We start from the raw sequence: 26205 nt of genomic DNA, 5'->3' as shown, positions 1-26205 counted from the left end.
CAGATGTCTGTCCGGCCTGCGTGAGCAAACGTAGGCCGGATAAGGCGTAGCCGCCATCCGGCATCAGCTCAATTCAAACAATCCTCACGCCTGCAGGCATCACCCGTTCTGGCGTTAACAGCACGCTTTCGCTGCCATCGTCCGTCTCAGCGCACAGCAGCATACACTCCGATGTTTCACCGCGCATTTTGGCCTTTTGCAGATTGCACAGCACCACCACCATTTTCCCCATCAGCTCCTCTTCGCTGTAATAAGGCACCAGGCTGGTCACGGTTTGCAGCGTTCGCTCTCCCACATCAACCTGTACGATATACAGCTTATCGGCATTGTCATGGCGCTTAACCTGTGCGATTTTTCCAACACGTATTTCCATGCGGGCAAAATCAGCAAATGCGACAGTATCCATTGTTTTCTCCTTTGGTAAAATTTTACTAAATACTAGCAAACTATTTTCCGGGCATTGTTCTCAAAAGCGGGGAAATGACGTATCCATCACACTCTGCAAGCCCAGTTTTACCCCGAGCATGTCAATTAAACGTGCTTTTTTTACTGAAAACAGATGAATAGATAAGCACTTCATTTACAATGCGCAGGTAACTCAGGGAAAAGGCAAACATGGCAACACTTAAAGACATCGCAATCGAAGCTGGCGTGTCCCTGGCGACAGTGTCCCGGGTTTTAAACGATGACCCCACGCTGAATGTAAAAGAAGAGACCAAGCATCGCATTCTGGAGATCGCGGAAAAGCTGGAGTACAAAACCAGCAGCGCCCGTAAGAACCAGACCAGCGCACTCGGCCCCCAGCATATTCTGGCGCTCTACAGCTATCAGCAGGATTTGGAAATCAACGATCCTTACTATCTCGCGATCCGCCATGGGATTGAAACCCAGTGCGAGAAGCTGGGGATTGAACTGACCAACTGCTATGAGCACAGTGGGTTGCCGGAGAGCAAAAACATTACCGGCATTCTTATTGTCGGCAAGCCTTCTCCTGCGCTGCGCGAGGCGGCAACAGCGCTTACCGACAACATCTGCTTTATCGATTTTCATGAACCCGGCAGTGAATATGACGCTGTCGATATCGATCTGGCCCGCATCAGTAAAGAGAGCATCGACTACTTCATCGCCCAGGGCGTGACCCGCATTGGCTTCATCGGCGGCGAAGATCAGCCTGGCAAGGCTGATATCCGCGAAGCCGCGTTTGTCGAATACGGTCGCCTGCAGCAGGTCGTTTCAGAACAGGATATTTATCGCGGCGGCTTCTCCAGTTCATCAGGCTATGAACTGGCCAAAAAAATGCTGGCGAAAGCCGACTATCCCAGCGCCCTGTTTGTGGCTTCTGACTCGATTGCTATTGGCGTTCTGCGCGCCATTCACGAGCGTGGACTGAACATTCCGCAGGATATTTCGCTGATTAGCGTTAATGATATCCCGACGGCGCGCTTCACCTTTCCTCCGCTTTCCACCGTACGCATCCATTCAGAAATGATGGGCAGTCAGGGCGTCAACCTGCTGTTTGAGAAAGCCCGCGACGGACGTGCACTTCCCCTGCTGGTTTTTGTTCCCAGCAAGCTGAAACTGCGCGGCACCACCCGCTAAAATCCCCCGTTAATCCGTCCGGTTTCTGCTGAAGCCGGGCGCGCATTGTCATGCATTTTTTTCTGCGCCCGAATTATTTTCGTGATCCAGTTAAAGTAAATCACTTTACTTGCTATATTTTAGTAAAACTTTTACTAAAATCACCATCAATTACACTTACTCACCATTAAAATGAATGGTTCCGATTTTTCTCCACCGGGAGGCCTTATGAATCGCTGGGAAAACATTCAGCTCACCCACGAAAATCGACTGGCGCCACGCGCATATTTTTTCTCTTACGACTCCGTTGCGCAGGCTCGCTCGTTTGCCCGCGAAACCAGCAGCCTCTTTCAGTTGCTGAGCGGTCAGTGGAATTTCCAGTTCTTTGAGCATCCGCTGCAGGTGCCGGAAGCCTTTACATCGCAGTTTATGAGCGACTGGGGCAACATCACCGTCCCCGGTATGTGGCAGATGGAAGGGCACGGCAAGCTGCAGTATACCGACGAAGGTTTTCCTTTCCCGATTGATGTCCCCTACGTGCCGACCAATAACCCCACCGGAGCCTACCAGCGTATTTTCTCTCTCAGCGAAGGCTGGCAGGGCAAACAGACGCTGATTAAATTTGATGGCGTAGAAACCTACTTCGAAGTTTACGTGAATGGTCAGTACGTTGGCTTCAGCAAAGGCAGTCGCCTGACGGCCGAGTTTGATATCAGCGCGGTGGTGAAAACCGGTGACAACCTGCTGTGCGTTCGCGTCATGCAATGGGCTGATTCCACCTACGTTGAAGACCAGGATATGTGGTGGTCGGCGGGAATTTTCCGCGACGTCTATCTGGTCGGCAAACAGGCGACCCATATCCAGGATTTTACCGTTCGTACCGATTTCGATGATGACTATCGCGATGCCACCCTCTCCTGCGACATCGTGCTGGAAAACATCGCCTCCACGCCAACGATGGCATCGCTCGAATACACTTTGTTTGACGGTGAGCAGACACTGCATAGCGGCGTGATTAACGCTCTGACGGTGGATAAACTCACCCGCACCGCGTTCAATTTCAAGGTCAGCGCACCACAGCAGTGGTCGGCGGAATCGCCGTATCTCTATCATCTGGTGATGACCCTGAAAGATGCCAGCGGCAACATCCTTGAGGTTGTGCCGCAGCGCGTCGGATTCCGCGATATCAACGTTCGCAACGGTCTGTTTTACATCAATAACCGCTATGTCATGCTGCATGGCGTCAACCGTCATGATAACGATCATCTCAAGGGTCGCGCGGTCGGTATGGATCGTGTGGAAAAAGATCTGCTGTTAATGAAGCAGCACAACATCAACTCCGTACGCACCGCCCATTACCCGAACGATCCACGTTTCTATGAATTGTGCGATATCTATGGTTTGTTCGTCATGGCCGAAACCGACGTTGAATCTCACGGCTTCGCTAATATCGGCGATATCAGCCGGATCACCGACGATCCGCTGTGGGAAAATGTCTACGTTGAGCGCATCGTACGCCACGTCCACGCGCAGAAAAACCACCCGTCGATCGTCATCTGGTCGCTCGGCAATGAATCCGGCTACGGCTGTAATATTCGCGCCATGTACCACGCGGCAAAAGCGCTGGATGACACGCGTCTGATCCACTACGAAGAAGATCGTGACGCCGAAGTGGTGGATATCATTTCCACCATGTACACCCGCGTACCGTTGATGAATGAGTTTGGTGAATACCCACATCCTAAACCGCGCATCATCTGCGAATATGCTCACGCAATGGGCAACGGCCCCGGCGGGCTAACGGAATATCAGAACGTCTTCTATCAGCATGATTGCATTCAGGGACACTATGTCTGGGAGTGGTGCGATCACGGGATTCAGGCCAAAGATGAAGACGGTAACGTCTGGTACAACTATGGCGGTGACTACGGCGACTACCCGAACAACTACAACTTCTGCCTTGATGGCCTGATTTATTCCGATCAAACCCCAGGCCCGGGTCTGCAAGAGTACAAGCAGGTAATTGCACCAGTGAAAGTGCGCGCGCAGGATCTGGCTCGCGGCGAGCTGCGGGTAGAAAACAAACTGTGGTTTACCACGCTTGACGACTACACCTTGCATATTGAGGTTCGCGCCGAAGGAGATACGCTCTCTGCTCAGCAGATAAAACTGCGCGACGTTCCTCCCAACAGCGATACGCTGCTGCAATGCACGTTGCCGGAGCTGGATGCGCGCGAGACGTTCCTCAACGTCACCGTGACGAAAGATTCCCGCACGTTATACAGCGAAGCCGGGCATCACATCGCGACTTATCAGTTCCCGCTGAAGGCCAGAACGGTGACTGCCGTACCGTTCAGTCTGCAAAACGCCACCCCTTTGACGCTGGAAGAGAACCGCCAGAGCTGCACCGTTCGCGGTTATAACTTCCATCTGACGTTCTCAAAGCTGACCGGTAAACCCATTAGCTGGAACGTCAATGGTGAAGAGCTGATTACCCGCGAGCCGAAGATTAATTTCTTCAAACCAACCATAGATAACCACAAGCAAGAGTTCGAAGGCCTCTGGCAGCCAAATCATATACAGATAATGCAGGAGCATCTGCGCGACTTTACCTTTGAGCAAACCGAAGATGCGCTGCTCATCACCAGCCAAACGATTATCGCCCCGCCGGTATTTGATTTCGGTATGCGCTGCACCTATCGCTGGCGGATTGCCGCAGACGGTCAGTTGAATGTGGAGCTTTCCGGCCAGCCTTACGGCGAGTACCGGGACATTATTCCGTGTATCGGCTTCACGATGGGCATCAGCGGTGATTTGGGACAGGTGGCCTGGTACGGACGTGGTCCTGGTGAAAACTATGCCGATAGTCAGCAGGCCAATATCATCGACATTTGGCGCAGCAGCGTGGATGAGATGTTCGAGAATTATCCGTTCCCGCAAAACAACGGCAATCGTCAGGACGTGCGTTGGGCAACGCTAACCAATCGTCACGGTAACGGTTTGCTAGTGATTCCGCAGCGCCCTGTCAACCTGAGCGCCTGGCGCTATACGCCAGAAAATATCTTTGCCGCACAGCACTGTAATGAGCTGCAGCACAGCGATGACATCACCCTTAATCTGGACCATCAGCTACTGGGCTTAGGTTCTAACTCGTGGGGAAGCGAGGTACTTGATTCCTGGCGCGTCTGGTTTACGTCATTCAGCTACGGCTTCACGTTGTTGCCGATTTCCGGCAGTGAGTCTGGCGCTCAAACCACCGCCAACCGTGCCTTTGGCACCGGGTTCTTTTCCACGAATATGCACAGCGAGAATATAAAATGAGGATCATCGACAACTTAGAGCAGTTCCAGCAACGCTATGCTTCGGGTCGGAAATGGCAACGCTGCGTCGAGGCCATTGAAAATATTGACAATATTCAGCCAGGCGTCGCTCACTCTATCGGTGATTCTCTGAGCTACCGTGTAGAGACGGACTCTGCAACCGATGCGCTGTTTACCGGCCATCGTCGTTATTTTGAGATCCACTACTACCTGCAAGGACAGCAAAAAATAGAGTATGCCGCCAAAGAGGATCTCCAGGTGGTTGAATATTATCGCGATGAAACCGACCGCGAATATTTGAAAGGCTGCGGAAAAACCGTAGAAGTGCACGAAGGACAAATGGTTATTTGTGACAACCATGAAGCCTATCGTTTTATCTGTAATAGCGTAGTGAAGAAAGTCGTACTCAAAGTCACCATCGAAGATGGTTATTTTCATAATAAATAAAAAACACAGGCGGCGCCGACGTTGCGCCGCCAGTACCCTATAATAATCAGGAATCGGAGATGTGCTATGTCTGATACCAAACGTAATACCATCGGCAAGTTCGGCTTACTTTCACTCACCTTTGCCGCGGTTTATAGTTTTAATAACGTTATCAACAATAATATTGAGCTTGGTCTGGCATCCGCACCGATGTTTTTCCTCGCGACAATTTTCTACTTTATTCCATTCTGCTTAATCATCGCCGAATTTGTTTCGCTGAATAAAAACTCCGAAGCCGGTGTCTACGCATGGGTGAAAAGCTCGCTGGGCGGGCGCTGGGCCTTTATTACCGCCTACACCTACTGGTTCGTTAACCTGTTCTTTTTTACCTCGTTACTCCCGCGCGTTATCGCCTATGCCTCGTACGCATTTTTAGGCTACGAATACATTCTGACGCCGTTCGCCACAACCGTGTTAAGTATGGTGCTGTTTGCCTTCTCGACCTGGGTTTCGACCAACGGCGCAAAAATGCTGGGGCCGATTACCTCCGTCACCTCAACGTTAATGCTGCTGCTGACGCTGTCCTACATTTTACTGGCGGGTACTGCGTTGGTGGGCGGCGTGCAGCCTGCTGACCCCATCACCGTTGATGCAATGATCCCGAATTTTAACTGGGCGTTCCTCGGTATTACCACCTGGATATTCATGGCGGCAGGCGGCGCGGAGTCCGTGGCGGTATATGTCAACGACGTCAAGGGCGGGTCAAAATCGTTCGTGAAGGTCATTATCATTGCCGGGATTTTTATCGGCGTGCTTTATTCCATCTCCTCGGTGCTGATCAACGTCTTCGTCAGCAGCAAAGAGCTGAAGTTTACCGGTGGATCGGTGCAGGTATTCCACGGTCTGGCGGCATACTTTGGCCTGCCGGAACTCATCGTTAACCGCTTTGTCGGCCTGGTCTCCTTTACCGCGATGTTCGGCTCTCTGCTGATGTGGACCGCAACGCCGGTGAAGATCTTCTTCTCTGAAATTCCGGCGGGTATTTTCGGTAAAAAAACCGTCGAACTGAATGAAAACGGCGTACCGGCCCGTGCAGCGTGGATCCAGTTTCTGATCGTTATCCCGCTGATGATTATCCCAACGCTCGGTTCCAATACCGTGCAAGACTTAATGAACACCATCATCAACATGACCGCCGCCGCATCGATGCTGCCGCCGCTGTTTATTATGCTGGCCTACCTGAATCTGCGCGCAAAACTGGACCACTTACCGCGCGACTTCCGTATGGGTTCGCAAAAAACCGGCATTATTGTGGTATCAATGCTGATCGTCCTGTTCACTATCGGATTTATTGCCTCTACCTTCCCGAGCGGCGGGAATATCATAACCATTATTTTCTATAACGTCGGTGGGATTGTTATTTTCCTCGGTTTTGCCTGGTGGAAATACAGTAAATACATCAAAGGGCTAACTAAAGAAGAAAAAGCTATTGAGGCTGCTCCCGCTTCAAATATCAATTAATGACTAAAACATAATAACAATAAACAATATTCTCCAAGGCTATAACCAAAATAATTCGAGTTGCATGAAGGCGGCAAGTGAGTGAATTCCCAGGAGCATAGATAACTATGTGACTGGGGTGAACGAACGTAGCTAACGCACATGCAGCTTGAAGTATGAAGTGTATATAACAATAAAAATTATATTTTATTTGCTTAGGATCGAAGCATGAATAACATTAGCCATTATTGCAGGGCAATTATTGCCCTGCCCTTTTTCTGCGTCTCTTCTGTGGGTGCAGAAGAAGTTCGCCCTGCTGAACACGACGATACGAAAACACCTGCCATAACCTCCCCCTCTTTTCGTTTTTATGGCGAATTGGGCATGGGTGGATATATGGATTTAGAAGGAAAAGATAAGCATAAATACAGCGACGGTACTTACATTGAAGGTGGCCTGGAGATAAAACACGGTTCATGGTTTGGTCTGATCTACGGCGAGGGCTGGACCGTGCAGGCCGACCATCAAGGCAATGCCTGGGTTCCTGACCATAGCTGGGGCGGATTCGAAGGCGGGATCAACCGCTTTTACGGTGGTTACCGTACCGATGCTGGAACAGAGGTGATGCTCAGCCTGCGCCAGGACTCCTCGCTGGATGACCTGCAATGGTGGGGGGATTTCACGCCAGACCTGGGCTACGTTATTCCGAATACCCGAGACATCATGACCGCCATTAAGGTGCAAAACCTGACCGGCCCTTTGCGCTATAGCGTGACCGCTACACCCGCCGGACATCACGATGAAAGCAAAGCATGGTTGCACTTTGGTAAATACGATCGCTACGACGATAAATATACCTATCCGGCCATGATGAACGGTTACATCCAGTACGACCTGACTGAAGGCGTAACCTGGATGAACGGTCTGGAGATAACGGACGGTACCGGACAGCTGTTCCTGACCGGCATCCTCTCGCCCAACTTCGCCGCCCGCGCGTGGCACCACACAGGTCGCGCCGACGGGCTGGATGTGTCCGGCACCGAGACCGGCTATATGGTCAGCGCGATGTATGAAGCGCTAAAAGGCGTTTACCTCTCCACCGCATATAGCTACGCCAAACACCGACCAGATCGCGCCGAGGAAGAAACCACGTCCTTTATGCAGTTCGGTATCTGGTATGAATACGGCGGCGGACGTTTCGCTACCGCCTTCGACAGCCGGTTCTATATGCAGAATGCATCTGGTGACCCGAGCGACCAAATCTTCCTGATGCAATATTTCTATTGGTAACAAGGACCGGAACCCATGAATATCAAACCTCTTCTTACGCCGCTGGCCTGCCTCCTGCTGATGAACGTCTCTGCACATGCCGCCAGCGTTAATGACTTCAAAAACATCATTAATCGCACCGGTGCGCCGGACTACATGCATGACTACGATCACGACGACCACCAGCGTTTTAATCCATTTTTCGACCTCGGCTCATGGCACGGGCATCTGTTGCCAGATGGCCCCGCAACAATGGGCGGCTTTCCTGGCGTCGCACTGCTGACCGAAGAGTACATCAACTTTATGGCCAATAATTTTGACCGACTGACGGTGTATCAGCACGGTAAAAAGGTCGATTTTGCCCTCGAGGCTTACAGCATTCCCGGGGCGCTGGTACAGAAATTGTCATCAAAAGATGTACAGGTAGAGATGACGCTACGCTTCGCCAGTCCGCGCACTTCGCTGCTGGAAACCAAAATCACCAGCAACTCGCCGCTGGATCTGGTGTGGGACGGCGAACTGCTGGAAAAACTGGAGGCAAAAGAGGGAAAAGCCCTGTCGGATAAAACCATTGATGGCGAGTTCCCTGGCTATCAGCGCAAAATCACCGCCACGCACGACGGCCTGAAAGTCACCTTCGGCAAGGTGCGTTCAACCTGGGATCTGCTCACCTCCGGCGAGTCGGAGTATCAGGTGCATAAATCTGTCGCCATGAAAACCACGGTTAATGGTCATCGCTTCACGGGGAAGACCCATATCAACGGTTCGACGACGATTTACACCACCTGGTCTCATCTGCTTACCGCCGAAGATGTGGCAAAAGAGCAACCGCAGATCCGCGATATTCTGGCGCGTCCTTCTTCTTACATGCTCGCCTCACAGCAGCGCTGGGACGACTATCTCAAGAAAGGCTTAAACAACCCGGACGCCACGCCAGAACAAACCCGAGTGGCGGTGAAGGCGATCGAAACGCTGAACGGTAACTGGCGCTCGCCGGGCGGTGCGGTAAAACACAATACCGTGACACCGTCGGTTACCGGCCGTTGGTTCTCCGGCAACCAGACCTGGCCGTGGGATACCTGGAAGCAGGCCTTCGCCATGGCGCACTTTAACCCGGAGATCGCCAAAGAGAACATCCGCGCCGTCTTTTCATGGCAGATTAAACCCGGCGATCCCGTTCGCCCGCAAGACGCCGGATTCATTCCCGACCTGATTGCCTGGAACCTTAGCCCCGAGCGCGGCGGCGACGGCGGCAACTGGAACGAGCGTAACACCAAGCCAAGCCTGGCTGCCTGGTCGGTAATGGAAGTCTACAACGTCACCAAGGATAAGGCCTGGCTCGAAGAGATGTATCCAAAGCTGGTTGCATATCACGACTGGTGGCTGCGAAACCGCGATCATAACGGCAACGGCGTACCGGAATACGGCGCGACCCGCGATAAAGCCCACAATACCGACAGCGGTGAAATGCTGTTTACGGTGAAAAATGGCGACAAGGAAGAAACCCTATCCGGACTGAAAAACTACGCCAACATCACCAGTAAAGGCCAGTATGACAGCCTCGAGATCCCAGCACAGGTTGCTGCTTCCTGGGAATCCGGGCGTGACGATGCGGCAGTCTTTGGTTTTATCGACAAAGAGCAACTGGATAAATACGTCGCTAACGGTGGGAAACGCAGCGACTGGGTGGTGAAATTTGCCGAAAACCGCAGTAACGACGGTAAGTTGCTGGGTTACTCGCTGCTGCAGGAATCGGTCGATCAGGCCAGCTATATGTACAGCGACAACCATTATCTGGCAGAGATGGCGACCCTGCTCGGTAAACACAAAGAAGCGCAGCGCTACCGCCAGCTGGCGCAAAAACTGGCGGATTACATCAATACCTGCATGTTCGACCCAGACACCCGATTCTTCTATGACGTGAGGATCGAAGATATCCCGTTGACCAACGGCTGTGCGGGTAAACCAATCGTCGAACGTGGCAAAGGGCCGGAAGGCTGGTCGCCGCTGTTTAACGGGGCGGCAACGCAGCCCCATGCGGATGCGGTGGTTAAGGTGATGCTCGATCCCAACGAGTTCAACACCTTTGTCCCACTTGGTACTGCAGCGCTGACCAACCCCGCCTTCGGCGCGGACATCTACTGGCGCGGGCGCGTCTGGGTGGATCAGTTCTGGTTTGGGCTAAAAGGGATGGAGCGTTATGGCTATCGCGATGAAGCGTTAAAACTGGCGGATACCTTCTTCAGCCACGCCAAAGGCCTTACAGCAGATGGTCCGATTCAGGAAAACTATAACCCATTGACCGGTGCGCAGCAGGGCGCGCCAAACTTCTCCTGGAGCGCGGCACATCTCTATATGCTGTACAACGATTTTCTTAAAAAACAGTAATCTGTGACATACCGCCGGATGGCGCTTCGTTTATCCGGTCTACAAAGACACATTTTCACAGGCCGGATTAGGTGCTTGCACCGATATCCGGCATATTCATTCTCTGGCCCCACTCCTTTTTTGAATCCCATCACAATCACGGCATTCCCCTTTTCCCTTTTACGCGGCGACGGCTAAATTAGAACTCATCCGACCACATAACAATAATTTTACATACTGGACACCTTTATGAGCTATCCGTCGCTGTTCGCCCCGCTCGATTTAGGCTTCACCACGCTTAAAAACCGCGTGCTGATGGGTTCAATGCATACCGGGCTGGAGGAGTATCCCGACGGTGCAGAACGGCTGGCCGCGTTCTACGCCGAGCGCGCTCGTCACGGGGTCGCGTTAATTGTGAGCGGAGGCATTGCGCCTGCGCTTTCCGGCGTGGGGATGGAAGGCGGCGCGATGCTCAACGACAGCAGCCAGCTTGCACACCATCGCGTCATTACCGATGCCGTGCATGACGAAGGCGGCAAAATCGCCCTGCAAATCCTGCACACCGGGCGTTACAGCTACCAGCCGCATCTGGTGGCCCCATCTGCTATTCAGGCCCCCATTAACCGCTTTACGCCGCATGAGCTGACGCATGATGAAGTGCTGCAGTTGATTGAAGATTTTGCCCATTGCGCCCAACTGGCGCGGGAAGCGGGCTACGATGGCGTAGAAGTGATGGGGTCGGAAGGGTATCTCATCAACGAATTCCTGACTCTGCGTACCAACCAGCGCGATGACCAATGGGGCGGTGAGTATGCCAACCGCATGCGTTTTGCCGTTGAGGTGGTGCGAGCGGTACGTCAGCGTGCCGGTAATGACTTTATAATTATCTTCCGCCTGTCGATGCTCGATCTGGTAGAAAACGGCGGAACCTTCGACGAAACCGTCCAGTTGGCGCAGGCTATAGAAGCCGCCGGGGCCACCATTATTAACACCGGTATTGGCTGGCATGAGGCGCGTATTCCCACTATCGCGACCCCGGTACCGCGCGGCGCGTTTAGTTGGGTGACGCGCAAGTTGAAAGGGCATGTGACAATCCCACTGGTCACCACCAACCGCATTAACGATCCCCAGGTCGCCGATGACATTCTGGCCCGTGGCGATGCCGATATGGTGTCGATGGCCCGTCCGTTCCTCGCCGATGCCGAACTGCTGTCAAAAGCGCAAACCGGACGAGCGGATGAGATTAACACCTGTATCGGCTGTAACCAGGCCTGTCTGGATCAGATCTTTGTCGGCAAAGTCACCTCTTGCCTGGTGAATCCGCGCGCATGCCATGAAACCAAAATGCCGATCGTTGCGGCAGCTGTGCCGAAGAATCTGGCGGTTGTCGGTGCGGGTCCTGCGGGCCTCGCCTTCGCCATTAATGCCGCCGCACGCGGACATCACGTCACGCTGTTTGACGCACATGGCGAAATTGGCGGGCAGTTTAATATCGCCAAACAGATCCCCGGCAAAGAAGAATTCTATGAAACCCTGCGCTACTACCGCCGGATGATCGACGTGACTGGCGTGACCCTGAAGCTGAATCATTTTGTCAGCGCACACGATCTGCACACTTTCGACGAAGTGATCCTTGCCAGCGGGATCGAGCCACGTATGCCGCCGATCGAGGGGATCGAACATCCAAAAGTGCTGAGCTATCTCGACGTCCTGCGCGATAAAACGCCAGTGGGCAAACGCGTAGCGATCGTTGGCTGCGGCGGGATTGGTTTCGATACAGCCATGTATCTGAGTCAACCCGGTGAAGCCACCAGCCAGAACATTGCGGAGTTCTGCGTGGAATGGGGGATCGACACCAGCCTGCAACAGCCTGGCGGCTTACGCCCGGAAGGTCCGCACTTATCCCGCAGCCCGCGCCAGATAGTGATGTTGCAGCGTAAAGCCAGCAAACCGGGGCAAGGTTTAGGTAAAACGACGGGCTGGATCCATCGCGCCACCCTGCTCTCACGCGGCGTGAAAATGATCCCGGCAGTCAGCTACCAGAAGATTGATGATGATGGGTTACACGTCGTGTTGAACGGCGAACCGGTGATCTTTAACGTGGATAACGTGGTGATTTGCGCCGGACAAGAGCCACGCCGTGAACTGGTCGATCCGCTGCACGCGGCAGATAAAACGGTGCATCTGATCGGCGGCTGCGATGTGGCGATGGAACTGGATGCCCGACGCGCTATTGCGCAGGGGACCCGCTTAGCGCTGGAGATTTAACACGTTGTATCCCGTAGGTCGGATAAGGCAACTGCGCACATCTTTGCCTGATGGCGCTACGCTTATCAGGCCTACGATGCAGCTCGTGTAGGCCGGATAAGGCGTTAGCCGCTATCCGGCACAAGGGCTTAACGACGGCGACCGGTTTTGACCGCTTTTAGCACCACGAATTTATTATTGGTGGCGATGGTTACGCAGTTGCCGAAAATCTTCTTCAACTTGTGGAAGTAGTCGAGGTGACGGTTAGCCACAATGTACAGCTCACCGTTGATTTTCAGGCAGCGGCGGGCGTGGTGGAACATCTCCCAGGCGATATTATCGGTCAGCGCATGCTTCTGGTGGAACGGAGGGTTGCAGAACACCGCGTTGAAGCGGAACGGTTCTACGCCGGAGAGCGCGTTATTAATCATAAATTCGCTGCGATCCAGCGCGTCCGGCAGGTTGGTTTCCACGTTCAGACGGCTGGAAGCGACCGCCATCGGTGATTCATCAACAAACACCACGCTGGCTTCTGGGTTCTTCGCCAGCAGCGTCATGCCCAGCACGCCGTTACCGCAGCCGAGATCGACAATCTCGCCTTCCAGGTTTTCCGGCAGATGCTCCATAAAGAAACGTGCGCCGATGTCCAGCCCGGTACGGGAGAAGACGTTGGCATGGTTGTGGATGGTCCAGTCGGTGCCTTCCAGCTTCCAGCTCAGGGTCTGGGCGGTATCGGCCAGCGCCGGTTTGGTAAAGGTGCCGTTGATCAGGCGCGCCTTTTTCCATGCCAGCGTGGTGGTGGTTGGTCCCAGCACTTTCTCAAACAGCTCCAGCGTAGAGGTGTGGATATCACGCGCTTTTGCACCGGCGATGATACGCGTCTGCGGCGTGACCACTTCACGCAGGGCGCGCAGTTGCTGCTCCAGCAGCGCCATGGTTTTTGGCAGCTTAATCAGCACCACGCCCGGCGCCTGCGGATAGTCAGCGGTACTGTCGAGGAACTTGACGCTCGACTCGGCAATATCGTTGTGACGCAGGTTCTCACGTGTGGCAAGCTCGCTGAGATAGGAGTCGCCAATGCTGTACGGCGTATGTTCCGCCAGCGCACAGCCCAGCGCACCGAAGGTATCATTCAGGATCAGCACCGGGCCGCTAATCTCGGTATCGTCCAGCTGTTGCAGCAGATATTCATCTGCAGCTTCCCACGCCAGCAGCGGGTTAACGTCATCCGTTTCCGGGAAACGTTTAAGTGACAGCGAACGGAAACCGTTGTCTATGTGGCTCATCGGCCCTCCTGAATGGTAAAATTTCGGCGTATCCCTGAAAAGGGTGCGTGAGTATACACTTTTTATACTTTATATGGGGCACTAATGAGTCAGTTGATCTATCTGCAAGGATATCCGGAGAATTTACTTTCTCAGGTGAGAACGCTGATTGCTGAGCAACGCCTGGGCGCAGTGCTGGAGAAGCGCTATCCGGGTACGCATGACTTCGCGACCGACAAAGCGCTCTGGCAATATACTCAGGATCTGAAAAATCAGTTTCTGCGTAACGCCCCGCCGCTGAATAAAGTCATGTATGACAGCAAGATCCACGTTCTGAAGAATGCGCTGGGACTGCATACCGCCGTATCTCGCGTGCAGGGCGGAAAGCTCAAGGCTAAAGCGGAGATCCGCGTGGCGACAGTTTTTCGCAATGCCCCCGAACCCTTTTTGCGTATGATTGTCGTTCATGAACTGGCGCATCTGAAAGAAAAAGAGCACGACAAAGCGTTTTACCAGCTGTGCTGTCATATGGAGCCTCAGTATCACCAACTGGAGTTCGATACCCGCCTGTGGTTAACGCAACAATCGTTAAAGCAAACTGCGTAGTCGCGCACTGGCTTTGTCTTCAGGGCATGCTAAATTGACGAAAGAATCCCTTTTCGCAGCCTGAAGGCCTTTATGATACGTTTCGCAGTAATTGGCACAAACTGGATCACCCGCCAGTTTGTCGATGCCGCCCATGAAACCGGCAAGTATAAGTTAACCGCGGTCTATTCTCGTAGCCTTGAGCAGGCACAGACCTTCGCCAACGATTACCCCGTCGAGCATCTGTTTACTTCGCTGGAAGCGATGGCGCAAAGCGAGGCGATCGACGCCGTCTATATCGCCAGTCCAAACTCCCTGCACTTCCCGCAGACCGAGCTGTTTTTGCGGCACAAAAAGCATGTTATTTGCGAAAAGCCACTGGCCTCCAACCTGGCGCAAGCCGAAGCCGCTATCGCCTGCGCGCGTGAAAACCAGGTCGTGCTGTTTGAAGCGTTTAAAACCGCCAGCCTGCCTAACTTCCTGCTGTTACAGCAATCGCTCCCAAAAGTTGGAAAAATCAGGAAGGCATTTATCAATTACTGCCAGTACTCCTCGCGTTACCAGCGCTATCTGGATGGTGAAAATCCGAACACGTTTAATCCGGCGTTCTCCAATGGCTCGATTATGGATATCGGTTTTTACTGCCTGGCCTCGGCGGTTGCGCTGTGGGGCGAACCACAGAGCGTTCAGGCCAGCGCCAGCCTGCTGGAAAGCGGCGTGGATGCTCACGGTGTGGTGGTGCTGAATTACGGTGATTTCAGCGTTACGCTCCAGCACTCAAAAGTAAGCGACTCGGTATTAGCCAGTGAAATTCAGGGCGAGTCGGGATCGCTGGTCATCGAGCATATTTCCGAATGCCAAAAGGTGTGCTTCGTTCCACGCGGGGGGAAAACGCAGGATCTGACGACGCCTCAACACATCAATACTATGCTGTATGAGGCAGAGGCTTTTGCCCATTTGGTTGAATCCGGCGAAGTGGATCACCCGGCACTGGCCGTCAGCCGTATCACCGCTAAACTGCAAACGGAGATTCGCCGCCAGACCGGCGTGGTTTTCCCGGCAGACGAGACGGTAACCTCGCTGACTGCGTAAAAGTGTGTAAATGGAATGTTGCAGGCCATTGACTGAATGCATGGCCTGTAATATTTTGTAACCCGCAAAGGGGAGTAACTTCGTTGTCGGTTGATCGTCATTACGATGTGTGAAAAACCACATCCGGTCACCGGGCGATAACAAAGGAATACGCCATCGTATTCCTTTGTTGTTGTAAGTGAGACCTTGCCGAATGGCAAGGTCTATGCATAAAAAGCAGCGGCTAACGTCATTCGGCGTTGGCCGTTTTTTTTATGCATGGGGAAATACAATGAATACTGTCGGCACACCGTTGTTATGGGGTGGCTTCGCTGTCGTAGTGGTAATTATGCTGGCCATCGACCTGCTGTTGCAGGGTCGTCGTGGCGCACATACGATGTCGATGAAACAGGCTGCGGCCTGGTCAATCGTCTGGGTAACGCTGTCGCTACTGTTTAACGCCGCCTTCTGGTGGTACCTGGCGGAAACCCAGGGCCGCGCCGTTGCCGACCCACAGGCACTGGCGTTCCTGACCGGCTATCTGATCGAAAAATCGCTGGCAGTAGATAACGTCTTTGTCTGGTTGATGCTCTTCAGCTACTTCTCAGTGCCGCCTGCGTTGCAGCGCCGGGTGTTGGTGTATGGCGTGCTGGGAGCAATTGTTCTGCGTACGATCATGATCTTCGCCGGCAGCTGGCTTATCACCCAGTTTGAGTGGCTGCTGTACGTGTTCGGCGCGTTCCTGCTGTTTACCGGCGTGAAGATGGCGCTGGCGAAAGAAGATGCCTCCGGTATCGGCGACAGACCGTTAGTACGCTGGCTGCGCGGCCATTTGCGCATGACCGATACCATCGAAGATGAAAAATTCTTCGTGCGTAAAAACGGTCTGCTGTTTGTCACGCCGCTGATGTTGGTGTTGATTCTGGTTGAGCTGAGCGACGTGATTTTCGCCGTCGACAGTATTCCGGCTATCTTTGCCGTTACCACCGACCCGTTCATCGTGCTGACCTCGAACCTGTTTGCTATTTTGGGGCTGCGTGCAATGTACTTCCTGCTGGCGGGCGTGGCGGAGCGTTTCTCGATGCTGAAGTACGGCTTGTCGGTTATTCTGGTGTTTATCGGTATTAAGATGCTGATCGTCGATTTCTACCATATCCCGATCGCTATCTCGTTAGGCGTGGTATTTGGCATTCTGTTTGTGACGCTGATTGTTAACGCATGGGTCAACCACCAGCACGATAAAAAGCAGCAAATACAGTAAGTTTCATCTGCTAGCTGAAAAGCCCGGCAGCACACTGCGTGCGTCGGGCTTTTTGTTTATCATGTCAAAACAATGTTAATTCAAAGTTATAAAATATGATCTCAGCGGGGAATCCAGGATATTTCTCTTCCCGAAGCTTTATCTTTCCTTATACTCAACCACGCAAACACTTTGTTACATCCAGAAAGATGCGTCGTAAGAGCGCACGATGGATGAGCAACAACACAATGAAAGGATCACGACATGACTACGCAACGTTCATCGGGGCTACTCTCGCGTTTGGCGCAAGGGAGCCTGGTTAAACAAATTTTGATTGGCCTGGTACTGGGGATTTTACTCGCACTGGTGTCAAAACCTGCGGCAGAAGCCGTTGGTTTACTGGGTACGCTGTTCGTCGGCGCATTAAAAGCCGTCGCGCCAATTCTGGTTCTGATGCTGGTCATGGCCTCTATCGCCAACCACCAACACGGGCAAAAAACCAATATCCGCCCCATTCTGTTCCTTTACCTGCTCGGAACATTTTCAGCGGCATTAGCCGCCGTTGTCTTCAGCTTCGCCTTCCCGTCGACACTGCACCTTTCCAGCAGCGCTGGCGATATCGTGCCGCCGTCCGGCATCGTTGAAGTAATGCGTAGCCTGCTGATGAGCATGGTTTCTAACCCAATTGATGCCCTGCTTAACGCTAACTATATCGGTATTCTGGTCTGGGCCGTTGGTCTGGGCTTTGCACTGCGCCACGGTAATGAAACGACCAAAAATCTGGTCAATGATATGTCCAACGCCGTCACCTTTATGGTAAAGCTGGTGATTCGTTTCGCGCCAATCGGTATCTTTGGTCTGGTCTCATCCACGCTGGCAACCACCGGTTTCGCAACGCTTTGGGGCTACGCCCAACTGCTGACCGTACTGGTAGGCTGTATGCTGCTGGTGGCGTTTGTGGTCAACCCACTGCTGGTCTTCTGGAAAATTCGCCGTAACCCGTATCCGCTGGTGCTGGCCTGTCTGCGCGAAAGCGGCGTGTACGCTTTCTTTACCCGCAGTTCTGCCGCCAACATTCCGGTGAATATGGCGCTATGTGAGAAGCTGAATCTGGATCGTGATACCTACTCGGTATCTATCCCGCTGGGCGCCACCATCAATATGGCGGGTGCGGCGATCACCATTACCGTGCTGACGCTGGCGGCGGTGAATACGCTGGGTATTCCGGTCGATTTACCGACGGCGCTGTTACTGAGCGTGGTGGCTTCGCTTTGCGCCTGTGGCGCATCTGGCGTGGCGGGTGGATCTCTGCTGCTGATCCCACTGGCGTGTAATATGTTCGGTATCCCGAATGATATCGCCATGCAGGTAGTTGCCGTCGGCTTTATCATCGGCGTATTGCAGGATTCCTGTGAAACGGCGCTGAACTCTTCTACAGATGTCTTGTTTACCGCGGCAGCCTGCCAGGCTGAAGACGAGCGTCTGGCAAATAACGCTCTGCGCGGCTAATCCCTGCGCCCCTCCGTTATCGGGCGGAGGGGCTCTTTTCTTGTACGCTTTTTTCAATTTTGAACGGATCAATTCCGCGTTTTTGCATCCGCCGGAAGCGAATAATGTTCAGGCCATTCATCACCAGAAAACTCCCTTCGATCATCGTCCCGCCAATCGATCCCAGCCAGAAATTATGGATAACCCAACAGGCGGTTGCGCACCACATTACGCAACGCACGGTTAACCCTTGGCAGCGAAACAGCGCCCAGGTGCTGGCCAGCGTGCCAATTATCGGTAACAGCTCCATCGCATGCTGTAATTTCGCCAGACCGAGAACCAGGGTGAGGATAATAAAAACGGTCATCACCCACAGTTTGCGGGTATGCATTGAGACAAGTGTGCGGATGGTGTTGAGTTCTGCGCTCATTCCCGCGGGCCAGGCGCCCATCAGAAAAAAATGCACGCCAATGGTGGCGCTATAGACAGCAAGTTGCAGCCGGAAGCGGCGCTCATCGCGATTGAAAAAGGTGGTAATGCCGATCAGAAAGGCGATGACACCTACGCCCTGGGCCAGCCAATACGCGGTCATGAATGATCCTTGTCAGGTAATGCAAAAACAAACGGCGCTCCATATTATGAAACGCCGTTTTTAGATTCCACCATAAACAAACTTACCCAAAAGATTTTGTGCTACAGCAAGGTGGCAAGTTCGCACATCCCCGAGAGCTTACATGAGTAAGTGACCGGGGTGGGTGAACGCAGCCAACACAGCTGTGGTGCAAAAGATGAAGGGTAATTACAACGTTACGCCGCTTTTAAAGATAGCCAGTTCCCGGAAATCGTTGCGCTCGTTGCAGGTTTGCTTACCGTTGGCGAACTCAACGATCGTATCGACAAACTCGCTCAGCAGTTGAGGCATCGCTTTACCGTGGATCAACTGTCCAGCGTCAAAATCGATCCAGTGCTTTTTCTTCGCTGCCAGCTCGCTGTTGGTGGCAATTTTCACCGTCGGTACAAAACCACCGTACGGCGTACCGCGACCTGTACTGAACAGCACCATATGACAGCCCGCGCCCGCCAGGGCACTGGTGGCGACGGCATCGTTGCCCGGTGCGCTCAGCAGGTTCAGGCCATGCGTCTTCAGACGTTCGCCGTAGCGCAGTACGTCCACCACCTGACTGGAGCCTGCTTTTTGCGTACAGCCCAGCGATTTATCTTCCAGCGTGGTGATACCGCCCGCTTTGTTGCCCGGCGATGGGTTCTCGTAGATCGGTTGGTCGTGGGCAATGAAGTACTGCTTGAAGTCATTAACCATGGTGACCAGCTTGCCGAACGTTTCTTCATCGCGGCAGTGGTCCATCAGCAGCTGCTCGGCGCCGAACATTTCCGGTACTTCGGTCAGCACGGTAGTTCCGCCGTTAGCAATCACGTAGTCGGAGAAACGGCCCAGCATCGGGTTGGCGGTAATACCGGAGAGGCCGTCAGAGCCGCCGCATTCCAGACCAAACTTCAGCTCGCCCAGCTTACCCGGTTCACGCTTATCGTTACGCATCACGTTGTACAGCTGGTGAAGATGTTCAATCCCCGCTTCCACTTCGTCTTCCTGATGTTGGCAGACCATGAAGTGAACGCGCTCAGGATCGTACTCGCCTAAGGTTTCGCGGAAGGCATCCACCTGATTGTTTTCACAGCCCAGACCAACCACCAGCACCGCACCCGCATTCGGGTGACGCACCATGTTTTGCAGCATGGTGCGGGTATTAATGTGGTCGTCGCCGAGCTGTGAACAGCCGTAGGTGTGGCTGAAGAGATGCACGCCGTCGATTCCTTCGGCGTCGTTAGTCTCTTTCAGAAAACGGTTCTGCATCTGGCGCGCCATCGCGTTAACGCAGCCTACCGTTGGCAGGATCCACAGTTCGTTACGCACCCCAACGTCACCGTTCGCGCGGCGATAAATCTGCACATCGCGATCGGCAGGCTGCACGACTTCGGCCTGGAAATCAGGTTGGTAGCGATACGTATCCAGGTCGCTCAGATTTGTGCGCGTGTTATGGGCATGAATATGCTCACCCGCCGCAACATCCACCAGCGCATGGCCAATTGGCAAACCGTATTTAATGACGTTTTCGCCTTTCGCAATATCGCATAAGGCGAATTTATGGCCACGAGAGACCGCCTGGCGCAGGATTACCGCCTGCCCATCAACGGTGACTTCGTTTCCTTCAGCCAAATCAGCAAGCGCAACCGCGACGTTATCCAGCGCATGGATCTTGATGTATTGCATACCTTCACCCAGGCCTTAGTTCAGTTCAATGGCGAAATAATCGCGCGCATTGTTGAAGCAAATATTTCTGACCATTTCACCCAGCAGCTGGATGTCGGCAGGGGCTTCGCCCGCGGCAACCCAACGGCCAATCATCTGGCACAGAATGCGACGGAAGTATTCGTGACGAGTGTAAGACAGGAAGCTACGGCTATCGGTCAGCATACCGACGAAACGGCTCAGCAGGCCGAGCTGTGCCAGTTGGGTCATCTGACGTTCCATCCCGTCTTTCTGATCGTTGAACCACCAGCCGGAACCGAACTGCATTTTGCCCGGCATACCTTCGCCCTGGAAGTTACCGATCATAGTCCCAAGCACTTCGTTATCGCGCGGGTTCAGACAGTACAGAATGGTTTTCGGCAGCAGGTTTTGTTCATTCTGCTTGCTCAGCAGTTTGGACAGCTCTTCCGCCATCGGACGGTCGTTGATGGAGTCGAAGCCGACGTCCGCGCCGAGCAGTTTGAACTGACGCAGGTTGTTATTACGCAGCGCGCCGATGTGGTACTGCTGTACCCATTCGCGACGGGCGTATTCAGCGCCGAGGAACACCAGAACGGCGGTTTTGAACTGCGCCACTTCATGTTCACTCAGGGTTTCACCCGCCAGGCGACGCGCCAGAATGCTATCCAGCTCAGATTCGTTAGATTCGGCAAACAGCACCACGTCCAGCGCGTGGTCAGAGACTTTACAGCCGTGAGCTGCGAAGTGATCAAGACGTTTGGTCAGTGCAGCTTGCAGGTCGCTGAAGCGGCGGATATCCGTGTCAGACACTTCACCGAGCTTCGCCATGTAGTCATTAAAGGTCGCCAGCTCAATGTTAAAGGCTTTATCCGGACGCCAGCTCGGCAGCACTTTCACATCAAAGCTTCCGTCTTTAGCAACGGCCGCATGGTGCTCCAGAGAGTCGATCGGATCATCGGTAGTGCCGACCATTTTCACATTCATCTGCTGCATGATTCCGCGCGCAGAGAATTTATCCTGCGCCAGCAGCTCGTTGCACTGGTTCCAGATTTCGTCAGCCGTTGCCGGAGACAGCAGCTTACCTGTAATACCAAACGGACGACGTAATTCGAGGTGGGTCCAGTGGTACAGCGGGTTACCGATGGTGTGCGGAACCGTGGCGGCCCATGCGTCAAACTTCTCGCGATCGGACGCATCGCCGGTACACAAGCGCTCAGCGACGCCATTGGTACGCATCGCACGCCATTTGTAGTGATCACCCTTCAGCCAGATGTCATACAGGTTATTAAAACGGTAGTTTTCAGCGATTTGTTGCGGTGGTAAATGGCAGTGGTAATCGAAGATCGGCTGGTCTTTGGCGTAATCATGGTACAGACGGCGGGCAAATTCGGTGTCCAGCAGGAAATCTTCAGTCATAAACGGGGTCATTATCGTCTTCCTCTCAACGAGTGCGTCAGATTGCTTATGTTTTGATGTTGACAAAGTTATCACACCAATTTCTATACGCTGAAGATATTTTCGTGAGTTAGATCAACAAATGGTGACAAAAAAATTACTCTCAAAGAGGTAAATCACGCGTCAAGCCGCGCCAGTTCTGGCTTTGCTGAATCGAAATAATGACCACACGAAGATTCACACTTTTGTGATGGCACTCACCTTTTAAAGCTGTATGACAAGTTATCTTTTGGCCGTCGCGATACATAAGCCGACGGAATGCAAATTACCGATGGATATCCATCGGATTGACCGGTACGGAAACCGAATTAGCACAATTATTGACATGGCAAAGTTCGGGGAGTACCGGCTTTTTTTCGGTCCCCCCTCGTAAAAGAACATCCTCCGCCCTGAACTGGAAGATGACCGCTCGTTCGCGGACATAACAAAACGATGAGGTTTTACATGCGTAAAATTAAAGGGTTACGTTGGTACATGATTGCACTGGTGACACTTGGCACCGTGCTGGGTTACCTGACACGTAACACTGTGGCGGCAGCTGCGCCAACTCTGATGGAAGAGTTACACATCTCCACTCAACAGTATTCCTATATCATCGCAGCGTATTCTGCTGCTTACACCGTAATGCAACCCGTTGCCGGCTACGTGCTCGATGTGCTCGGCACAAAAGTGGGTTATGCGATGTTCGCCGTTCTGTGGGCCGTCTTCTGTGGCGCGACCGCACTGGCTGGCAGTTGGGGTGGACTGGCACTGGCGCGTGGCGCGGTAGGTGCCGCTGAAGCCGCAATGATCCCTGCGGGTCTGAAAGCCAGTTCTGAATGGTTCCCGGCAAAAGAGCGTTCAATTGCCGTAGGTTACTTTAACGTCGGCTCTTCTATCGGCGCGATGATTGCTCCACCGCTGGTGGTCTGGGCCATCGTCATGCACAGCTGGCAGATGGCATTCATTATTTCCGGTGCGCTGAGCTTCATCTGGGCGATGTGCTGGCTTGTATTCTACAAACACCCGCGCGACCAGAAAAAACTGTCTGATGAGGAACGTGATTACATTCTGAATGGTCAGGAATCACAGCATAAAAACGCGACCTCGAAAAAAATGTCGCTCGGTCAGATCTTGCGTAACCGCCAGTTCTGGGGCATCGCGCTGCCGCGTTTTCTGGCAGAACCGGCATGGGGGACCTTCAACGCCTGGATCCCGCTGTTCATGTTTAAAGTCTACGGCTTTAACCTGAAAGAAATTGCGATGTTTGCCTGGATGCCGATGCTGTTTGCTGACCTGGGCTGTATCGTTGGGGGTTACTTACCGCCGCTGTTCCAGCGCTGGTTCGGCGTTAACCTGATCGTTTCGCGTAAAATGGTCGTCACCATGGGTGCATTGCTGATGATTGGCCCAGGGATGATCGGTCTGTTCACCAGCCCATACATTGCTATCGCCCTGCTGTGCGTCGGTGGCTTTGCTCACCAGGCGCTGTCCGGTGCGCTGATCACACTCTCTTCTGACGTGTTTGGTCGTAATGAAGTGGCAACGGCGAACGGTCTGACCGGTATGTCCGCCTGGCTTGCAAGTACGCTGTTTGCGCTGGTCGTCGGCGCGTTGGCTGACACCATCGGCTTTAGCCCACTGTTTGCCGTACTGGCGGTATTCGACCTGCTCGGCGCGTTAGTCATCTGGACAGTATTGCAGAACAAATCGGCCAGCGAGGTAGAGTCAGAGTCGCAAACTGGCGATCCCGCTGCGCAAAGTTAACCGGACAAGATTTAACAAGGTTTTGTCATGCTAAGCCGCCAGTTATCTGGCGGCTTTTTTGACGTCGCGAGTGGAGCCGTAATCGTAAAAGTGGTATAACAAATAGAGTCTGCCGTATCATGCCTGGAGCGCATATGGAAATCACTGAACCACGACGTTTGTACCAACAACTTGCCGCTGATCTGAAAGAACGCATTGAGCAGGGCGTCTATCTGGTGGGTGAAAAACTCCCCGCAGAGCGCTTTATCGCCGATGAAAAAAATGTCAGCCGTACCGTGGTTCGTGAAGCGATTATCATGCTCGAAGTTGAGGGCTATGTAGAAGTGCGCAAAGGTTCTGGCATTCATGTCATTTCGAACCAGGCCCGTCACCAGCAGGCCACCGACGAATCGCTTGAATTCGCCAATTATGGTCCTTTCGAGCTGCTTCAGGCTCGTCAGTTGATTGAAAGCAATATCGCTGAATTTGCTGCTACGCAGGTTACCAAGCAAGACATCATGAAACTGATGGACATTCAAGAGCATGCGCGGAATGAAAAATGCTTCCGCGATTCCGAATGGGATCTGCAGTTTCATATTCAGGTCGCGCTAGCCACGCAGAACTCTGCGCTGGCCGCCATCGTAGAAAAAATGTGGACCCAGCGTAGCCACAACCCGTACTGGAAAAAACTGCACGAACATATCGACGCACGTACCGTCGATAACTGGTGTGATGACCATGATCAAATTCTCAAAGCACTGATCCGTAAAGATCCGAACGCGGCAAAACTGGCGATGTGGCAGCACCTGGAGAATACCAAAATCATGTTGTTCAATGAGACCAGCGATGATTTTGAGTTCAATGCCGATCGTTATCTTTTTGCAGAAAATCCGGTCGTTCATCTCGATACGGCGGTTAACAGCGCTAAATAAGCAATCTTTTCGATGCAGGCGCGACAAAGCGCCTGTTTCTCCTGCTTGGTAAGCATTAGGTATAAAGTGTCAGCCTGTGTAAATCCTCTCGCCTCCCTCCATTGCGATAAGCAAAATCACAGTTCAACAACCGTAATTTCTATAACGGACAACGTTGACCTTTGTTACAATTAGATGCTATTTGAATTTTTGTGTTTGAGAGCTTGCTTACTTCACAACTTTACAGGGAATAGTTCAGGCCGTGAATTTGTGTCAGACCGCGATCCATGTAAAAAACACCAATAAAATTGCGGCGTTACAAACTCCAGAAAACCGGCATGACGACAACCGATTCTCCAGGAATATTGAATGGAACTACTGACTCAATTACTGAATGCTTTATGGGCTCAGGATTTTGAAACGCTGGCCAATCCTTCCATGATTGGCATGCTCTATTTCGTACTATTTACCATTTTGTTTCTGGAAAACGGACTGCTGCCAGCGGCCTTTTTACCTGGCGACAGTCTACTGGTGCTGGTCGGCGTACTTATCGCCAAAGGCGCGATGGGTTTCCCGCAAACGGTACTGCTGCTCACTACCGCAGCCAGCCTGGGTTGCTGGCTTAGCTATATCCAGGGGCGATGGCTGGGGAATACCCGCACAGTACAAAACTGGCTATCTCATCTGCCCGCGCATTACCATCAGCGCGCGCATCATCTGTTCCATAAGCATGGCTTGTCTGCGCTGCTGGTCGGTCGCTTCATCGCGTTTGTCAGAACATTACTGCCGACCATCGCAGGATTGTCCGGCCTGAACAATGCGCGCTTTCAGTTCTTCAACTGGATGAGTGGACTGCTTTGGGTTTTGATTCTCACAACGCTTGGTTATCTGCTGGGCAAAACGCCGGTGTTTCTCAAATATGAAGATCAGCTAATGTCTTGTCTGATGCTGCTTCCTGTGGTGTTACTGGTGTTTGGTCTGGCAGGTTCACTGGTTGTTCTTTGGAAGAAGAAATACGGGAACCGAGGGTAAATTATGCTGAAATCATGCATAACGCTCCGACGACTTGCCTGGTCCACCACTTTTATGTTGTTCATTGGCGCGTTGCTCCTGACCTGGTCTGTCATTCGCCAGCAGGAATCAACGCTCGCCATTCGTGCCGTAAACCAGGGAGCCAGCATGCCTGATGGCTTCTCTATCTGGCATCACCTGGATGCCAACGGCATTCGTTTTAAAAGCATCACTCCGCAAAATGACGCACTGCTGATTACCTTTGATTCCAGTGCGCAAAGCGCAGCGGCAAAGGTCGTACTTGATCGAACGTTACCGCACGGTTTCGTTATTGCTCAGCAGGATGATGATAATCAGGCGGTGCAGTGGTTATCCCGCTTACGTGATACTCCACACCGCTTTGGTTAATTTCCAGGAATCTGAATTAGATCACTCACTTTGGTGATTTCACCGTTTAGCG

Annotated in this window: 20 protein-coding genes; 15 read left to right on the top strand and 5 right to left on the bottom strand. The window is 52.8% G+C overall.

Annotated elements, in window-relative coordinates:
• Positions 1 to 73 precede the first annotated feature (73 nt).
• Positions 74 to 406, bottom strand: coding sequence for a tRNA-binding protein (locus tag OGV57_RS09355; protein ID WP_054528808.1), 333 nt, complete (start codon positions 404 to 406; stop codon positions 74 to 76).
• Between the two features lie 209 nt (positions 407 to 615).
• On the opposite strand from OGV57_RS09355, the gene ebgR reads away from it, so the two are divergent.
• The 7 genes from ebgR to OGV57_RS09320 all read left to right on the top strand — a co-directional run bounded on the left by ebgR (position 616) and on the right by OGV57_RS09320 (position 12728).
• Complete coding sequence (gene ebgR / locus OGV57_RS09350; protein WP_003024771.1) at positions 616 to 1599, top strand: transcriptional regulator EbgR; 984 nt, start codon at positions 616 to 618, stop codon at positions 1597 to 1599.
• Between the two features lie 207 nt (positions 1600 to 1806).
• A complete protein-coding gene (gene ebgA, locus OGV57_RS09345; RefSeq protein WP_054528809.1) occupies positions 1807 to 4899 on the top strand; it encodes a beta-galactosidase subunit alpha in 3093 nt (1030 codons plus the stop codon).
• Positions 4896 to 5345: a beta-galactosidase subunit beta gene (locus tag OGV57_RS09340; protein ID WP_003024776.1), complete on the top strand. Its 450-nt coding sequence runs from the start codon at positions 4896 to 4898 to the stop codon at positions 5343 to 5345. Before ebgA ends, OGV57_RS09340 begins: the two co-directional genes overlap by 4 nt.
• A gap of 66 nt (positions 5346 to 5411) precedes the next feature.
• A complete protein-coding gene (locus OGV57_RS09335; protein ID WP_003846220.1) occupies positions 5412 to 6845 on the top strand; it encodes an amino acid permease in 1434 nt (477 codons plus the stop codon).
• Positions 6846 to 7052: 207 nt separating this feature from the next.
• Positions 7053 to 8114, top strand: a complete 1062-nt coding sequence (gene ygjJ / locus OGV57_RS09330; RefSeq protein ID WP_048232835.1) for a protein YgjJ — start codon at positions 7053 to 7055, stop codon at positions 8112 to 8114.
• A 15-nt stretch (positions 8115 to 8129) separates the two neighbouring features.
• Positions 8130 to 10481 (top strand): alpha-glucosidase, encoded by a 2352-nt coding sequence (ygjK, locus tag OGV57_RS09325; RefSeq protein ID WP_054528810.1) that lies wholly within the window; start codon positions 8130 to 8132, stop codon positions 10479 to 10481.
• A gap of 228 nt (positions 10482 to 10709) precedes the next feature.
• Entirely contained in the window at positions 10710 to 12728 is a 2019-nt protein-coding gene (locus OGV57_RS09320) for an oxidoreductase (protein ID WP_054528811.1), read from the top strand.
• 128 nt (positions 12729 to 12856) lie between these two features.
• Here the strand turns inward: OGV57_RS09320 and rlmG are convergent, their stop codons facing one another.
• A complete protein-coding gene (gene rlmG / locus OGV57_RS09315) occupies positions 12857 to 13993 on the bottom strand; it encodes a 23S rRNA (guanine(1835)-N(2))-methyltransferase RlmG (RefSeq protein ID WP_003024789.1) in 1137 nt (378 codons plus the stop codon).
• An 84-nt stretch (positions 13994 to 14077) separates the two neighbouring features.
• Between rlmG and OGV57_RS09310 the strand changes: the two genes are divergently transcribed.
• The 4 genes from OGV57_RS09310 (at position 14078) to sstT (ending at position 18377) form a co-directional block, all read left to right on the top strand.
• Positions 14078 to 14578 carry a M48 metallopeptidase family protein gene (locus OGV57_RS09310; protein WP_003024792.1) on the top strand — a complete coding sequence of 167 codons (501 nt, stop codon included), beginning with the start codon at positions 14078 to 14080 and terminating at the stop codon, positions 14576 to 14578.
• 72 nt (positions 14579 to 14650) lie between these two features.
• Positions 14651 to 15649: a Gfo/Idh/MocA family protein gene (locus OGV57_RS09305; protein WP_003846207.1), complete on the top strand. Its 999-nt coding sequence runs from the start codon at positions 14651 to 14653 to the stop codon at positions 15647 to 15649.
• A 271-nt stretch (positions 15650 to 15920) separates the two neighbouring features.
• Entirely contained in the window at positions 15921 to 16889 is a 969-nt protein-coding gene (locus tag OGV57_RS09300) for a TerC family protein (RefSeq protein ID WP_003828551.1), read from the top strand.
• A 243-nt stretch (positions 16890 to 17132) separates the two neighbouring features.
• Positions 17133 to 18377, top strand: coding sequence for a serine/threonine transporter SstT (sstT, locus tag OGV57_RS09295; protein WP_003024801.1), 1245 nt, complete (start codon positions 17133 to 17135; stop codon positions 18375 to 18377).
• Between the two features lie 16 nt (positions 18378 to 18393).
• Here sstT and OGV57_RS09290 read toward each other — a convergent pair whose 3' ends face one another.
• The 3 genes from OGV57_RS09290 to uxaC all read right to left on the bottom strand — a co-directional run bounded on the left by OGV57_RS09290 (position 18394) and on the right by uxaC (position 22071).
• Positions 18394 to 18948 carry a YgjV family protein gene (locus OGV57_RS09290; RefSeq protein WP_054528812.1) on the bottom strand — a complete coding sequence of 185 codons (555 nt, stop codon included), beginning with the start codon at positions 18946 to 18948 and terminating at the stop codon, positions 18394 to 18396.
• A 207-nt stretch (positions 18949 to 19155) separates the two neighbouring features.
• Positions 19156 to 20643 carry a UxaA family hydrolase gene (locus OGV57_RS09285; RefSeq protein ID WP_054528813.1) on the bottom strand — a complete coding sequence of 496 codons (1488 nt, stop codon included), beginning with the start codon at positions 20641 to 20643 and terminating at the stop codon, positions 19156 to 19158.
• Positions 20644 to 20658: 15 nt separating this feature from the next.
• Entirely contained in the window at positions 20659 to 22071 is a 1413-nt protein-coding gene (uxaC, locus tag OGV57_RS09280; protein WP_003024811.1) for a glucuronate isomerase, read from the bottom strand.
• Between the two features lie 471 nt (positions 22072 to 22542).
• Here uxaC and OGV57_RS09275 point away from each other — a divergent pair, with 471 nt between their 5' ends.
• From OGV57_RS09275 to mzrA, 4 genes are all read left to right on the top strand, one after another.
• Positions 22543 to 23844, top strand: a complete 1302-nt coding sequence (locus OGV57_RS09275; RefSeq protein ID WP_003024814.1) for an MFS transporter — start codon at positions 22543 to 22545, stop codon at positions 23842 to 23844.
• Positions 23845 to 23978: 134 nt separating this feature from the next.
• The gene (gene exuR, locus OGV57_RS09270; RefSeq protein ID WP_003024817.1) at positions 23979 to 24755 is read left to right on the top strand and encodes a transcriptional regulator ExuR; all 777 of its coding nucleotides are present in this window, start codon (positions 23979 to 23981) and stop codon (positions 24753 to 24755) included.
• 348 nt (positions 24756 to 25103) lie between these two features.
• A complete protein-coding gene (gene yqjA, locus OGV57_RS09265) occupies positions 25104 to 25766 on the top strand; it encodes a DedA family general envelope maintenance protein YqjA (protein WP_003024820.1) in 663 nt (220 codons plus the stop codon).
• Positions 25767 to 25784: 18 nt separating this feature from the next.
• On the top strand, positions 25785 to 26153 hold the full coding sequence (mzrA, locus tag OGV57_RS09260; protein ID WP_162838710.1) for an EnvZ/OmpR regulon moderator MzrA: 369 nt from the start codon (positions 25785 to 25787) through the stop codon (positions 26151 to 26153).
• Positions 26154 to 26205 lie beyond the last annotated feature (52 nt).

The organism is Citrobacter sp. Cf087, assembly GCF_030334285.1.
GTDB lineage: Bacteria > Pseudomonadota > Gammaproteobacteria > Enterobacterales > Enterobacteriaceae > Citrobacter > Citrobacter freundii.
The sequence above is the reverse complement of the archived record's forward strand: the minus strand, read 5'-3'. Positions and strand labels throughout refer to the sequence as shown.

Excerpts from the sequence above, each read along its gene's own strand:
- OGV57_RS09355 (WP_054528808.1), bottom strand. The coding sequence starts at position 406 with ATGGATACTGTCGCATTTGCTGATTTTGCCCGCATGGAAATACGTGTT.
- ebgR (WP_003024771.1), top strand. The coding sequence starts at position 616 with ATGGCAACACTTAAAGACATCGCAATCGAAGCTGGCGTGTCCCTGGCG.
- ebgA (WP_054528809.1), top strand. The coding sequence starts at position 1,807 with ATGAATCGCTGGGAAAACATTCAGCTCACCCACGAAAATCGACTGGCG.
- OGV57_RS09340 (WP_003024776.1), top strand. The coding sequence starts at position 4,896 with ATGAGGATCATCGACAACTTAGAGCAGTTCCAGCAACGCTATGCTTCG.
- OGV57_RS09335 (WP_003846220.1), top strand. The coding sequence starts at position 5,412 with ATGTCTGATACCAAACGTAATACCATCGGCAAGTTCGGCTTACTTTCA.
- ygjJ (WP_048232835.1), top strand. The coding sequence starts at position 7,053 with ATGAATAACATTAGCCATTATTGCAGGGCAATTATTGCCCTGCCCTTT.
- ygjK (WP_054528810.1), top strand. The coding sequence starts at position 8,130 with ATGAATATCAAACCTCTTCTTACGCCGCTGGCCTGCCTCCTGCTGATG.
- OGV57_RS09320 (WP_054528811.1), top strand. The coding sequence starts at position 10,710 with ATGAGCTATCCGTCGCTGTTCGCCCCGCTCGATTTAGGCTTCACCACG.
- rlmG (WP_003024789.1), bottom strand. The coding sequence starts at position 13,993 with ATGAGCCACATAGACAACGGTTTCCGTTCGCTGTCACTTAAACGTTTC.
- OGV57_RS09310 (WP_003024792.1), top strand. The coding sequence starts at position 14,078 with ATGAGTCAGTTGATCTATCTGCAAGGATATCCGGAGAATTTACTTTCT.
- OGV57_RS09305 (WP_003846207.1), top strand. The coding sequence starts at position 14,651 with ATGATACGTTTCGCAGTAATTGGCACAAACTGGATCACCCGCCAGTTT.
- OGV57_RS09300 (WP_003828551.1), top strand. The coding sequence starts at position 15,921 with ATGAATACTGTCGGCACACCGTTGTTATGGGGTGGCTTCGCTGTCGTA.
- sstT (WP_003024801.1), top strand. The coding sequence starts at position 17,133 with ATGACTACGCAACGTTCATCGGGGCTACTCTCGCGTTTGGCGCAAGGG.
- OGV57_RS09290 (WP_054528812.1), bottom strand. The coding sequence starts at position 18,948 with ATGACCGCGTATTGGCTGGCCCAGGGCGTAGGTGTCATCGCCTTTCTG.
- OGV57_RS09285 (WP_054528813.1), bottom strand. The coding sequence starts at position 20,643 with ATGCAATACATCAAGATCCATGCGCTGGATAACGTCGCGGTTGCGCTT.
- uxaC (WP_003024811.1), bottom strand. The coding sequence starts at position 22,071 with ATGACCCCGTTTATGACTGAAGATTTCCTGCTGGACACCGAATTTGCC.
- OGV57_RS09275 (WP_003024814.1), top strand. The coding sequence starts at position 22,543 with ATGCGTAAAATTAAAGGGTTACGTTGGTACATGATTGCACTGGTGACA.
- exuR (WP_003024817.1), top strand. The coding sequence starts at position 23,979 with ATGGAAATCACTGAACCACGACGTTTGTACCAACAACTTGCCGCTGAT.
- yqjA (WP_003024820.1), top strand. The coding sequence starts at position 25,104 with ATGGAACTACTGACTCAATTACTGAATGCTTTATGGGCTCAGGATTTT.